At 37.6% G+C, this 13,244-nt stretch carries 12 protein-coding genes and 1 tRNA gene; 3 read left to right on the plus strand and 10 right to left on the minus strand.

The genetic code is table 11. The features are described from left to right. A partial coding sequence (locus tag P1K33_RS00005; RefSeq protein WP_284650737.1) for an OmpA family protein occupies positions 1-425 on the plus strand: 425 nt, incomplete at its 5' end. Positions 426-493: 68 nt separating this feature from the next. Here the strand turns inward: P1K33_RS00005 and P1K33_RS00010 are convergent. The 7 genes from P1K33_RS00010 to P1K33_RS00040 form a co-directional block, all read right to left on the minus strand. Then, complete coding sequence (locus P1K33_RS00010; protein ID WP_284650738.1) at positions 494-1,576, minus strand: PA0069 family radical SAM protein; 1,083 nt, start codon at positions 1,574-1,576, stop codon at positions 494-496. 201 nt (positions 1,577-1,777) lie between these two features. Beyond that, on the minus strand, positions 1,778-2,455 hold the full coding sequence (locus P1K33_RS00015) for a hypothetical protein (RefSeq protein WP_284650740.1): 678 nt from the start codon (positions 2,453-2,455) through the stop codon (positions 1,778-1,780). Continuing rightward, a complete protein-coding gene (locus tag P1K33_RS00020) occupies positions 2,433-3,455 on the minus strand; it encodes an adenylate/guanylate cyclase domain-containing protein (RefSeq protein ID WP_284650742.1) in 1,023 nt (340 codons plus the stop codon). Before P1K33_RS00020 ends, P1K33_RS00015 begins: the two co-directional genes overlap by 23 nt. 6 nt (positions 3,456-3,461) lie before the next feature. Then, entirely contained in the window at positions 3,462-3,962 is a 501-nt protein-coding gene (locus P1K33_RS00025; protein ID WP_284650744.1) for a Pycsar system effector family protein, read from the minus strand. A 101-nt stretch (positions 3,963-4,063) separates the two neighbouring features. Beyond that, positions 4,064-5,065, minus strand: coding sequence for a helix-turn-helix transcriptional regulator (locus tag P1K33_RS00030; protein ID WP_284650746.1), 1,002 nt, complete (start codon positions 5,063-5,065; stop codon positions 4,064-4,066). Between the two features lie 3 nt (positions 5,066-5,068). Next, a complete protein-coding gene (locus P1K33_RS00035; RefSeq protein WP_284650748.1) occupies positions 5,069-7,018 on the minus strand; it encodes a DUF2779 domain-containing protein in 1,950 nt (649 codons plus the stop codon). Positions 7,019-7,050: 32 nt separating this feature from the next. After that, positions 7,051-7,725 (minus strand): hypothetical protein, encoded by a 675-nt coding sequence (locus tag P1K33_RS00040; protein WP_284650750.1) that lies wholly within the window; start codon positions 7,723-7,725, stop codon positions 7,051-7,053. Positions 7,726-8,092: 367 nt separating this feature from the next. On the opposite strand from P1K33_RS00040, the gene P1K33_RS00045 reads away from it, so the two are divergent. Then, positions 8,093-8,332, plus strand: coding sequence for a helix-turn-helix domain-containing protein (locus P1K33_RS00045; protein WP_284650752.1), 240 nt, complete (start codon positions 8,093-8,095; stop codon positions 8,330-8,332). Between the two features lie 18 nt (positions 8,333-8,350). Then, complete coding sequence (locus P1K33_RS00050) at positions 8,351-9,064, plus strand: hypothetical protein (protein WP_284650754.1); 714 nt, start codon at positions 8,351-8,353, stop codon at positions 9,062-9,064. Between the two features lie 619 nt (positions 9,065-9,683). On the opposite strand, the gene P1K33_RS00055 is transcribed toward P1K33_RS00050, so the two are convergent. From P1K33_RS00055 to P1K33_RS00065, 3 genes are all read right to left on the minus strand, one after another. Continuing rightward, a tRNA-Asn gene (locus tag P1K33_RS00055) sits at positions 9,684-9,757 on the minus strand. Between the two features lie 83 nt (positions 9,758-9,840). After that, the gene (gene rseP / locus P1K33_RS00060) at positions 9,841-11,187 is read right to left on the minus strand and encodes an RIP metalloprotease RseP (protein WP_284650756.1); all 1,347 of its coding nucleotides are present in this window, start codon (positions 11,185-11,187) and stop codon (positions 9,841-9,843) included. Positions 11,188-11,264: 77 nt separating this feature from the next. Next, complete coding sequence (locus P1K33_RS00065; protein ID WP_284650759.1) at positions 11,265-13,085, minus strand: M1 family metallopeptidase; 1,821 nt, start codon at positions 13,083-13,085, stop codon at positions 11,265-11,267. Positions 13,086-13,244: the final 159 nt, after the last annotated feature.

Here is a 13,244-nt window from a genome sequence, read left to right on the forward strand (position 1 = left end):
CAGTAAACCCAAGCAAAGGGCCAACGGCGAAAGTAGACGCAGCCTTAAAACCAATCGAGGAGATTATCAAAATCAGCGAAGTGGTATTACAGCCAATCTATTTTGAATACGATAAGAGCAACATCACTCAGGCAGGAGCCTTTGAGTTAGACAAACTGGTTCAGGTGATGAAAAACAACCCGAAAATGGTTATCATGGCCAAATCACATGCGGATAACAGAGGAACGGACAAATACAACGAAAGATTGTCTGACCGAAGAGCCAAATCAACCAGACAATACATCATCTCTAAAGGCATTGATGCATCAAGAATCTCTGCCAAAGGAATGGGTGAATTGGAACCAAAAGTGGATTGTGGAGCGAATTGTACTGAAGAGCAACACGCTCAGAACAGACGTTCAGAATTCCTGATTGTAGCACAGTAATCATTTACTACTAAATATTAAAACCCCCAACTTTTTCAAGTTGGGGGTTTTGGTTTTAATCGTTCCGTTCAAAAAAGCAATTGTAGCTGCCCTCCTTTATACTGCTCATAGAGTGACGTGTTCAAGGCAGGGAACTGCTTTCCGGCAAAGAACTTCTTTCGCGCCAATTGCATTTGCGAACGGATCATCTGCGCCAGTTCACCTTCACCCCGCATGCGGTCGCCCCAGCGGCTGTCGCTCAGGTTTCCACCGTGGCAGGCTGCAATTTGGTTAAGGACTTTATCGGCCCGGTCCGGCATCGCCTTCCGAATCCAGTCGGTAAAGATTTCGCCGATTGCGCCATTCAACCGCACCACGGTATACGCCACCGACAAGGCACCTGCCTCAGACGCTGTTTTGGCAATAGGGAGAATCTCGTGGCTGTTGATTCCGGGAATGATGGGCGCAATCATCACATTGACCGGAATGCCCTTTTCAGAAAGCAGCCTCACGGTTTCAAAACGCTTGGCAATAGTCGCCGTTCGGGGTTCCAGAAGCAGCCTCGTCTTTTCGGTCAGCGAGGTAATCGAAATGTTGACACCCACGAGCTGGTCTTTGGCCAATTCTGAAAGCAGGTCGATATCGCGGGTAATCAATGCGTTTTTCGTGATAATGCCAACAGGATGCCTGTATTTCAGGAATACTTCAAGGCATTGGCGCGTAATTTCAAATTTACGTTCAGCCGGTTGGTAACAATCCGTGTTGCCCGACATGACAATGGTGTGGGCTTTCCAGTTTTTACTTTTGAGTTTTTCTTCCAACAATAACGGCGCGCTTTTCTTCACCAATATCTTGCGCTCAAAATCCAGCCCGGCACTATAACCCCAATATTCATGGCTGTTCCTAGCATAACAATAAATACAGCCATGTTCGCAACCCTGGTACATATTCATGGAATACCCCATGCCCACATCGGGGCTGTCCACTTTGTTGACGATGGTTTTGGGGAAAACTTCAAGATAGCTGGTCCGGTTATCATCTGCCTTGTCGCCCTCCACCGCACAATAGTTCAAAAAGTCATCGAGCATCTCCTGGGATTCTGCAAAAAAGCGGTTGTGCACATTTTTTTGGGCACCTCTTCCTTTAATATAGGGGTTTTGTTCGTTGGTCATAGTGCCTGTAAGTTACCCAATTCCTCTGCCAAATGAAAACGGGAATTGTTAAAAATGAGGGGATGTTGATAAAATTATAGTGAGGGTTTATCGAAGGGTAATAGGCGCTAGAACAGACGTTCTGAATTTGTTATTGTAGTGGAGTAATTGCTTAACTAAAATATATATATTAAAAACCCAACTTTTACAAGTTGAGTTTTTTTATTCTAAATTATGAGCAATTAAATTGTCTCGAATTTTTTTAAGGTTGCTTGTTATTTTTTCTCTTCCAAGACTTTTAATAGTTTCAATTTCTTTTTCATGACAATTTTTTATTTTTTCTCCACTACTACAAGGGCACATTCTATTGCGGGTAAGGTCTGCTTTGTTAAGTATCATTTCCAGAAAAACTAAAATGTTTTCGACAGTCGGGATTCTTAAATCTTCAAGATAATATTGAATTACACCATCTATGTGATGTTTATACTCTGCACCCGCATATACTTTTTCTTCTAACTTGAATAATTGATTAGCAAAATACGTATATACTTTTTCAGCAATAAAGTCCTTAATATTGATTCCAAGCCGACTCATAGCTAAAAGCTTATTATCCGAATCTACACAACATATTCCTTCTTTAGAAATATGCCAATCAATATCACGGGGTGTAATTTCACTACGCTCAAACACAACAGGAACACAATATGGATATGTTTCAGAAACTAATATCCCGATGTTAAAGGTGTTCCAATAATCACCTTTAACATCGCAAATATCTAATTCACCTGAAATTACCCACAACTTATCCTTCTTGATCCAGCCATAAACGAGTTTAGGAAAAGACTCTTTTACCTGAATAAAATCACGCTCAAATTGACTAATCTTCTTCGCTAAATCCATAAAACGGTTTGCTTTTAACTGCAATCGGGGCCAAATTATTTATATTTCGGTCATAAATTGGAGTTGATTTTTGTTTGAGATTTAGAACTCCTTGTAAGTCTGTAGTTATATAATCTTGCTTTTTGAGAAAAGGTAGCCAGGCAAAATCATATTGTGTATAGTTCCAATTTTCTTCTGGAATTCTAAAAATGTATCTGTCACTTTCGTTTTCGGTTCTCTGACATACTGGAACAAAAAATTCATTTAATCCAGGTACTTCATTTTTAACATGGTCACCTACAACAATCCCGTTACTAGGGGCGCTTGACTGCATTTTGCTCGCTAAACTAGTGTGCAAACTACAAGTTGTCACTTCACTTATCTCACCAATACCAGCCATTCCCCAAACTACATCACGGTCATACCCAAGGTCAATACCAATTCTAGTATATATATCTTCTATCCCTTGCTCATTAAATAATTCCTTGAGATCAGTTTTTACGAAATAAGTAAATATTGCTGAAAACTGTAAAGCTCTTTTTACTGCGGTTTCAGGAGATGTGTTTTTATCTCCAAAGTAAACAAATAAGCCATCTCCGTGAAGACGATGAACGTATCCTCCAAAAATTAAACAAGTATGAATGGCCGCACGTTGAATGGTATTAGTAATAATCCAAACAGTTTCAGGTTCATATAGTTTAAAAAGATTAGTAGAACCTTTGATGTCAACGAACATCGACACTATATAATTTTTCTCTATGTGGTCTGTGTGCTTCAGATGTGCATGATCTGGATGAAGACCAAGTTTTTGATCAAAGTTCGGTTTTAATCCTAGCTCAAGAGCAAAGGTTTCCAAACTTGGAAGTAGTCGTTTTTCCGGAACAGATTCGTTAAGGTTTATTGCACTAAATGGTCCATTGAGCCCACTCGCTTTACTTAAGCTATCACTTAGTTTTCTTGATTTAGGGTCAGCTGCCATAGCAGCTTTTACAGTCGAAAGGTAATCGTCATAAATTCTCATTAGTAGTTATTTTAAATTGTTTAATATTAGAATTAATAGGGGTATAAAAAGTATAAATTGAATTGCAAATAAATTACCGGCAATCTTAAGTTTCTTGAATTTTAAAGATAAGCCACAAGCTAACTGATGAACTTGTTTACGTAAGTCTTTAAGCTCGTCTTCTTCAGAAATAGAACTTTCCGATTTTGCACAAAACTCAATATGACTTAGACATGATATAGAACCAAAAAAATGCAGTGAATCAATTCCTGGAGAAAGAAATGGTGTAGCAGCCCGGATTACTATAATCATTATTATAATGCCTAAAAGAATAAGCATCATCATTAAGAAGCACATTAAAGGAGTACGATTTACTATTGAGGGAAGGGCAAAGTATCCTGTGACTAGACCTCCTACAATAAAAGTACTCAGACCTAAGAAAACTGAGCTCTTGTTGTTTACACTATCATAATATTGGTCGTATCGTCCAATGCAAAAATGCAGTCTCTCTTTTTCATTTGTATTCATTTTATTTGTGGTATTAAATATTTAACCCTACAAATAAATTACGAAATGACGCATCGGATATGCGTGCTCAAAAAAAAATGAAAATATTTTTAATTAACTGATTAATATTGACTTGCTGCGCTAAATAGAGAAGCTTTAATTTCATTTACAACTGTAGGTGGTGAGATGATTTTGGCTTGTTCACCATAACTTCTGATTTTTGAATAAAACTCATATGAAGGAATAACTCGAATTTGAATTTTAAATTCTTTAGTATTATCAATCAAAATCTCTTGAGTTGAATGAATCGGTAGTGTTCTTATGTAATTTCCTTGAGAAGGAGTGAAGGAGATAATCACATCGATTGGTTCTTCTTCAGGAACGGTTATCCCAAATGAATATTTAAAATATTCAACAGAATTAAAATTTATAGCCTCGAAGTTTTCTTTGGTAATATTTAGCGATTTAATCCTATCCAATGCTAAAGTCATTATCTTTTCGTATTTTACATTCATACCAACTATATACCACATTTGCTTGTCTTCCTTCAATAATATTGGTTTGAATTCATGAGTTTTGATTTCATCCCCGTCAAATCTTTGATACTCAATCATCAGAAGATTACAATTATGTATGGCGTGAAGTATATCAGGAATTAGCTCAATTCCTTTTAGTGGTAAATGTTTTTCAGTTTCTAAAAAAGTTTCTCGTTCGAAAAGCTCTTTTAAATTGTTTGAAATATTACTACTATCAATAACTTTCTTTATTGCTTTAGTCATTTCTGAAAAAATGGGATAGCCGCTATATTGGCTAATCGTCTTAGCATAAAAAAGCAGCGCAGTTATTTCTCCTTCCTCTAATTCAAGTAATGCAAATATTTCCTTTGGAATGCCATTTGAAAACCATTCTCTAGTTTTCTCATCATATTCAATATTCAGATTTCTTCCGAATATTGTATCATCATCCCTTAACTGATTCAAATCATTCTGAATCGTTCTCAATTTAGTTTCAATTCCGCTATTAACGCATGCTAAATGTATGTCTTTTGCTTTATGTCTACCAGATCGAGCTAACTTTCTTAATATTACTCTATATCTTGGAATTGCTAATTGATTTCTTGCCATGACCTATTTGATTAGTTCCTTAAAATGTTCATATATCATAACCATTGCTAAAGTATCTAATTCACAATATTTCAACAACGCGCTTGTTAATTCGGCAATTTCGGACTCTTCCATATCTGTATATTGCAACTTACCATAAGCAGTTAAAGCTGCTCCACCATTGTCTATGTTTTCTATTTCAGACAATGTGTTTTCAATATCTTCTTCACTCCACCCATCAAAAAGAGAAGGCAGCATTTTATAAGGGTTTTTTACAATGCTGTCTTCTATTTCTAACCAAATATGATTTTCTGAAAAGTTTTTACTTGTAACATCTATTTGATTAAGCGGCTTGGAATATTTTTCTTGAAGAAACTTACTAGAACCTAATGAAGCCGGCAAAACTGCCTTAATAGAATTAGACCCTTTAGTTGAAGGATTGTAATAATAGCGTTTTTCTACATCCCATAAATCAATCATGTCCCTATTGCCTTTCCATACAACGGCACTATCTGATTTGGAATGGGACACACTCTGGATAAACTTTATCAAATCCTCTTTATCTTTCTCATCAGATTCAACAAGTTGAACGTAGATTGCATTTAGAATTGTATTTTCATGATTAGAGTATCTGAAAATAGTTCCATTGTCTTTTCCCAAAGCTAATTTTAGAGCTCTTAAAAATTCGAAATTTGGAAATACTCCCGGAGTATTATTTATATATTCATTAGCATGTTCAATTTTACCATTTTCGTGATAAATATGATGGGAAAACTGAAAAGCTACTTGATCGTAAGGTTTTAACCCTTTATTAAATGGCAAAGCAACTGTGCTTGTTTCAAAATCTATGAAATGGAAAGGGAAGTTCCACTTATTCATTTCGTCTTTTAAACCATCTATATCAACATAGACGGATCTATCATTAATGACTTCTTTTTCTATTTGTAACCATTGTCTATGTGTAGTTGACAATTTATTAGCCTCAATTTTCAACCCTATCATATCTTCTGTTAGTTCATGTTTGAAGTAAACCCCTTCATCAAATAATTTGTTCCCTTTAGTAAAAAAATAAATGTCAAATATATTGGGCTTTGAAAAGTCACTTCCATTCCAATTATGTTGCTTGATAAAACATTCTTTATATCCTGATTTCAAATCATCAACATCGCTTTTAAATTCACATGATTTACAAGTATTGAATGAAGTTTTCCAGTTGGCATATTCATCATTTTGATAAAGTTCTTTAAACTTATTAATGGCTTCTACGAAAGTTAAACTATCGTGATATTTATATTCGTTCGATTCAATATCGGCAATAATTTGGGTTACATTTTTTCTTCCCAGAACTGAATCACCTGTTTCCTCAATAGTACTAACCCTCTTCAAAATACCAGTTCTATTCTCGCCTTTTTTACTGATTCTAAAAAGTTGATTTAATCCATTTATACTCGCTTTCTTTGTTTTATCAGCCATCATAATATAAGATTCAATGTTCCAATGAGGGAAACACAACTGCACAACATATTTTTGAAAAGCTATATCAAAAAGATAGGGTTTCCAACTGCTTACCATACCTCCTCTTTGTCCTATAAAAAGATGTTCGTTATCAGGAGTAAATGATTTCGCTTTGACTTCAATTAATTCAATATCATTTCCTTTCTTTATTAAAATATCTGTTCTGATGAATAAGCCATCTATTAAAAAAGCCGCTTCATAAATTGTTATATTTTCTTCTTTTAAAAGCTCTAGTGTTTGGTCCCATAAAAGTTGATAATCCCAATCATTGCCCTCAATTAATACTCCATTCGGATAATGCATTCTTGCTAATTCTTCAACTTGAAAACCTCCTTCTGCTAATGCTTCCAAAAAGGCATCCGCTTTTTTCGTGTCTGCATATTCTTTTTTATTTGTATAGAAAAGCTTGTTTGGACATTCCAATCCCAGTTTAAATCTTGATTTCGTCAATACTCTCATGTTTTGTTTTGTTATAATAAAAATATTAATACTTAAACATTAGGCCATATTCTCTTAATTTCTAAACACATTGTTTCAATATCTTCCAATGTCTTTTCAATATTCTCAGGAGCTGTAAAAAAACTCTCCGCGAACACATCAACAGACAAGCATAGTTGTGGTAACACGATAATACCTGAATTTTCGAATACTAAATCGAGATACTGATATAGACAGGTTGAAACATATTTTGCCTGCTCTCTATCGAAGATATCTCCCTTAGCAATATGTAACTTCACACCTCCCAGAAAAGCTTGTCCATCAATAAAAACCTTAATGATTAAATCTGCTGAAACGATTATTTCAACATCTGAAACCACAAACGAGTTGACCTTAGGCTTTTTTAAAACTTCGTAAACGTTATCGTTTAAAAAAGAAGGAAGTTTCATTTTAATAAATCGTTCCATTGCTTCAATGGAAACTGCTTTATCACTAATTGCCAATGGCGTTTCTGGATTTCTGCTTTTTAATTCTTGAATACCATCCAAAATTGGTTGAATGTTACCATAATTAGCAATGGCTTTTCGAATTCTAGCCTTAGCTAGGCCATAGCGAGCAACTAAAACCTTGGGAGGATTCTTTTGTTGTTTGACGATACTCCTTTTTTTATTGTCAGTGCTTTTAGAAAATCTCGCCAGTTGATTTATGGATATTTTATACTCAGCCATAATTATGAAATAATTTTAAATCGCGCAAATACACTCCCTTAGTTAACTAAAAAAGAGGCACGACAAATTTTTCCAAAAAAACTACTGTGGTATTTGTTTCATTGAAGTAAAGCTAAAATAAGAAAAAAGTTTATAATCATCTCATTTTGAGATTATAATTCAAATTAATCTCAATTAGCTATTAGCTAGTTCATGTTATGCCAACTCCCACCATATAAGGAGAGCTAAAAATGATTCCACTGTGGAATAAATTTCCTTCAAAATTATTTTGTAGGATAAAACACTTTATTTAGCTTAGCCTTAGATACCACAAAACATAAAGTAATAACCCAAAAGAGCCCAAAGCTCCTTTATAAATTGTTGTATCATGCCCCAAAACTTCCTGACCAAAATCACCGCCAAACGCCTCGAGAAAAACATCTCCCAACGCTATATGGCAGCCCGCCTCAACATTTCCCAAAGCTATTACAACAAACTCGAAAACGGCAAAATCGAAATGACCGTCAACACCATGCTCACCATATCAGAAATCTTAGATATCGACACAACCGAGTTATTTCCAACACCATCAATCATCAATCAAAAATTCGAAACTCATAATTCATAACTCATAACTCTAAAAACCATGGCATCAACTTCTGAAACCGGTCACGCCAAGAACGTGGCCAACTTTGAAACCCTAATCTCTTTTTGTACCGGTTATGGCCCTGCCTACAACCCAACCAATGCAACTCTGACTATTCCTGACCTTCAATCGAAGTTTGACAAAGCGAAAGCAAAAATCAAAGCCGTCAAAGACACCAAAGGACCCTTTGATGTGGCCACCGGCGAAAGACAATTGTTGTTTAAGCCGTTAAAACCCCTTGCCACTCGGGTCATTAATGCAATGGTGGCACAAAACGCAGCAGCACCAAACATCAAAGACGCAAGAACCATAATCAGAAAACTAAACGGCAAAAGAACAGGAGAAACCATAACCCCCGAAGAAAACCAGATATCAGTATCACAGCAAAGTTACGACCGCCTAGTCGACAGCTTCGAACAACTAATAGTGATTACTCAAAACGAACCACTATACAGTCCCAATGAAACAGAGTTGACAGTAGCAGCAATGCAAACGCTACTCACCCAACTTGCAGATAAAAACTCCGCCGTGAGAAACGCCTATGTTCCTTATAGCAATGCCATCATTGCTAGAAATCAAGAACTCTATGACGAAGATAACGCGTTAGTAAATACTGCCTTCGATGTAAAAAATTATGTAAAATCACTCTTTGGCGCCACCTCACCCCAATACCGTCAAATAAGTAGTTTAGTATTCAAACGCCCAAAAGAATAATCGTCCAAAATCAAATACCACAAAAAGCTTTCAGTAGAAAGCTTTTTTTTATTCCGCCCTATTTTTATTGGTGTTATTGAGCCATTGCTTTTCAGTGTTGGGAGAAGGAAAGCAACCCACATAGACGAGCGAAGCGAGCGACTCGGGTTGCGGCGGAAAAGAAAGGCATTGTGCGAAATAGACAATAAAAATCAGGCTTGATTTTTTTGGTTACTTTTTTCATCAAGGAAAAAAGTAATAAGAAATAGTGTTGAAGTACCCGCATGCAGTGTTGGAGAACCCGCTCATAGTGTTAGAGCATCTGCATAGAGCGTTAAAGCATCCGCACGGAGCGTTGAACAACCCGGCGAAAGCGTTGAACACCCCGCCGAGAGCGTTGAAGAATACGCACACAGCGTTGGAGCACCCGCCAAGAGCGTTGAAGCGTCTGCAAGGAGCGTTGAAGCACCAACTAAAAGTTTAAAGCTAATTTCAAACACGCTCACAGACGAACTAAAGTTCGTGTACCTGAAGCCCACCGGGCTTCCTCCTTTTAATTTCAAATCCCTCTTGGGCTCTTCTCGCCCAAAGAACTTATAAATAAAAAAGCCCGATACTTTCGTATCAGGCTTTTTGTTTGCTCCCCCTCTTGGGCTCGAACCAAGGACCCTCTGATTAACAGTCAGATGCTCTAACCAACTGAGCTAAGGAGGAAGATGTTATATCTTTTAAGCGGTTGCAAAGATAGAACGAATTTTATTTTTTGCAAATAAAAACGAATAAAATTTCAAAAAATATTACTTGCCGACAATTGCCTTGTAAATATCATTTCCGTTGGCAAACAATAACAGTGAAATAAGTAGTACAAAGCCAACCAGTTGGGCTCTCTCTAAGAACTTATCACTAGGCTTTCTGCGGGATATCATTTCATACAACAGGAAGATCACGTGACCTCCATCTAAGGCCGGAATCGGTAATAAATTCATTACCCCAAGCATGATGGATAATAAGGCTGTAATGCTCCAAAACGCTTCCCAACTCCAGGTATCCGGGAATACATTATAAATCGCCGCGAAACCACCAACGCCTTTGTAAGCACCGGTACTCGGGTTAAATATCAATTTCAATTGTTTCCAGTAGTTCCCCAATTGCGTAAATCCTTTGTCAATCCCCACCGGAATCGATTCAAAGAATCCAAAAGTCTCCGTACTGAATTTGTAATAGCCGATCTCTTCCAGCTTCTCACCACTGATGGCTGACGGCCCAACACCTATCTTTCCGGCATTGTTAACCACTAAGAGCACAGTTGTTTCTTTTCCGTCACGCAATACCACTGCCGGTATTTTGGTGCCTTTATGCGCTGCAAGAATGCCTTCCAACTGGTCAAAGTATTTCACCGGCTGACCGTTAACCGAAACCACGATGTCTTTTATTTTAAGTTGGGTTTTATTAGGGGAATCATCTGTAAAGCCACCTATCACAAAAGGCAATCTCAAGGAGATCAATCCTTTTTTATCGGCATCAATAAACTTCCCGATAAAGTTATTCGGAATGGTAATGTTTTTCTCCTCACCGTTTCTGTTAATCTGAACCGTTTTAGCGGTCAAAATATCCATATTCACAGAAGGCACAAACTTGGTTACCGCTTTTCCGTCAACAGCCACAATTTTATCTCCCGTTTGAATCCCTGCTTTTTTCAATTCGTCATTGCGAACCCAAACCCCATCCTTTACTTCGCTGTTCGCAATATATTCTTCTCCATAGAAGAAAGTCATTCCAATGTAAATGATAAACGCCAAAATAAAATTCACCGTTACCCCACCAAGCATAATAATCAAACGCTGCCAGGCCGGTTTCGAACGGAATTCCCAAGGCTCCGGGTCCTTTGCCATTTGCTCCGTATCCATGCTTTCATCAATCATCCCTGAGATTTTTACATAACCTCCAAGCGGTAACCATCCGATACCGTATTCGGTTTCGCCGATTTTCTTTTTGAATAAGGAATATTTGATGTCAAAAAACAAGTAGAACTTCTCTACCCTTGTTTTGAATAATTTGGCCGGAATAAAATGCCCCAGTTCGTGAAGTATAATTAGTATTGATAAACTCAGTAAAAACTGAGATAGTTTGATTGCAATTTCCATTTCTTATTTGTCGGTTTCTTTTAAACGCACAAAAGTAAGGTTTTCACCTTACTCGTGCATATAATATTCGTTTTAGATTATTTTTTTATGAATTTTTTATGATAAGTCCCTTCCGTAGTCTGAATTTCCATGTAATGAACCCCCGAAGACAAACTACTCACAGAGAAATCTAAAGTGCTATTCTCGGCTATTTTCTGCCCAAGGCTGTTGTAAATGGTCGCTTTCTCCAAAACCACCGAAGATGGCATCTGGATATGTAACACCGCATCACTCGGATTGGGGTACAAAACAATGGTATTGTCTATATCAAAGCTTTCATTACCCAGAGTCGCATTAGAATCTCTTGAGATAATGTGTTTCTCAGGGTCAAAATCAACACCGGTAATGGTAAAAGGAACATTCATGATAAACTCTTCTCCGTCAAAAGTGTTATCCAAAACCAAATCGGCCTGTTCTCCATTCGAACCATAAACCCTAACCGGAACCGGCATTTCAAAATAAGACACCGAAGCATCCGATTGCGACTGATTCACTACAAATTTGGCTTGACCTGTTCCCCAATTCTGAGCTGTAATCGTATAGGTAGGATAGCCCTGGTCGTAAATCCAATCTTGGAAAAACTCTGTTAAATCCTGTCCGTAAACGGTTTCCATATGCGTTTGAAAATCACTGGTCACTGCATATTTATAAGCTAAATTCGGGTCGGCCAGATAATTTCTCACGCCTTGGAAGAAAGCAGTATCACCCAATTTAAAACGCAGCATTTCCAAAACCATCGCGCCTTTATTATAACTCAAACGGCTGCTGAAAATCCTGCCGACATTGGTAGCCTGAATATCCGTTAAATAAACATTCCCTGTTGGCAATGCCGTGATATTATCAATCATGTTTGATTTTTGGGTAATAAAAGCATCCAGTCCATCCAGATTCTCGATAGTCAGAGCCGCTAAATAAGTAGCAAATCCTTCGTTCAGCCAAATATCATTCCAACTCCCGCAGGTGATTTTATCGCCAAACCATTGGTGCCCCAATTCGTGCGCAATCAATCCGCGACTGAATCCGCCCATAAAGGAAACGGTTGTATGTTCCATTCCGCCACCAAATCCACATTGGGCATGTCCGTACTTTTCGGCATGAAACGGATAGGTTTCAAATAGATTTTCAAAAATATCCATGATCTCCGGAGTTACAGATAACGAAGCAACAGAAGCGGCATAAGTCTCCGGATACAAATAGTTCACAATCGGAAAAGTATTCGGTTCCGTGCCTGCGGTTTGTGTAAACACCTGATAATTGCTTACCGCTATCGCTACCAAATAAGCCGGTATCGGATAGTTGTGGTGAAAATGAGTGGTTTTGTTAGCGCCAACAGTTACCGGTGCTTCCGGTTCAACGCCATTGCCCACACTTACGTATTGTGAGGGTGCTGTGATATAAATATCGATGCTCTCTACTTTATCATTCAAATCCTGTTTGCATGGCCACCAATCTCTGGCGCCAAAAGGCTCAGACAAGGTCCAGATAATGTTAGCGCCGTTATGCGTTGTTCTGGTAAAGGCATTTTCTCCGGTTGCAGGAGCACCAGAATAATTGATTTCTACCGTGGCAAAACTATCGGCGGTCAACGTACTTGGCAACGTGATAACCAATTCGTCATTGGCATTTTGAACAAAAGTCAAATTGGTTGCGCCTTGTTTTACCGAACTCACATTCAATTGATCTGTCAAATCAAAAGTAACGGTAGTCATATTGCTCAATGCCTTGAAAGTAGTTGTCACTTTACCAGTAATGAAATAGACTCCCGGATTTACCGTGAACTCCAGTTTATGATAAGTAACGTCATAATTTAACGTATTCGGATTGGCCTGAAAATCGATCAACTGTGACGCAGATTTCATTTCTGATTCGGCTATTTGTTCTATTTCTGACAGCCGCTGCTGGGCAAAAACAGAAGAAATTGTAAGGAAAAATATTAAAAAATAATGCTTTTTCATGGCAAGTGGTAGTTTTTTTGCGAATATAGCAATTATTGAATGATGTGACTGTCAAAAAAATGA

It is taken from the genome of Flavobacterium terrisoli (assembly GCF_030167905.1).
In the GTDB taxonomy this organism is placed as follows: Bacteria; Bacteroidota; Bacteroidia; order Flavobacteriales; family Flavobacteriaceae; genus Flavobacterium; species Flavobacterium terrisoli.

Excerpts from the sequence above, each read along its gene's own strand:
- P1K33_RS00025 (WP_284650744.1), bottom strand. The coding sequence starts at position 3,962 with ATGAATACAAATGAAAAAGAGAGACTGCATTTTTGCATTGGACGATAC.
- P1K33_RS00015 (WP_284650740.1), bottom strand. The coding sequence starts at position 2,455 with ATGGATTTAGCGAAGAAGATTAGTCAATTTGAGCGTGATTTTATTCAG.
- P1K33_RS00065 (WP_284650759.1), bottom strand. The coding sequence starts at position 13,085 with ATGAAATCTGCGTCACAGTTGATCGATTTTCAGGCCAATCCGAATACG.
- P1K33_RS00045 (WP_284650752.1), top strand. The coding sequence starts at position 8,093 with ATGCCCCAAAACTTCCTGACCAAAATCACCGCCAAACGCCTCGAGAAA.
- P1K33_RS00010 (WP_284650738.1), bottom strand. The coding sequence starts at position 1,576 with ATGACCAACGAACAAAACCCCTATATTAAAGGAAGAGGTGCCCAAAAA.
- P1K33_RS00050 (WP_284650754.1), top strand. The coding sequence starts at position 8,351 with ATGGCATCAACTTCTGAAACCGGTCACGCCAAGAACGTGGCCAACTTT.
- P1K33_RS00040 (WP_284650750.1), bottom strand. The coding sequence starts at position 7,725 with ATGGCTGAGTATAAAATATCCATAAATCAACTGGCGAGATTTTCTAAA.
- P1K33_RS00020 (WP_284650742.1), bottom strand. The coding sequence starts at position 3,455 with ATGAGAATTTATGACGATTACCTTTCGACTGTAAAAGCTGCTATGGCA.
- P1K33_RS00030 (WP_284650746.1), bottom strand. The coding sequence starts at position 5,065 with ATGGCAAGAAATCAATTAGCAATTCCAAGATATAGAGTAATATTAAGA.
- P1K33_RS00035 (WP_284650748.1), bottom strand. The coding sequence starts at position 7,018 with ATGAGAGTATTGACGAAATCAAGATTTAAACTGGGATTGGAATGTCCA.
- rseP (WP_284650756.1), bottom strand. The coding sequence starts at position 11,187 with ATGGAAATTGCAATCAAACTATCTCAGTTTTTACTGAGTTTATCAATA.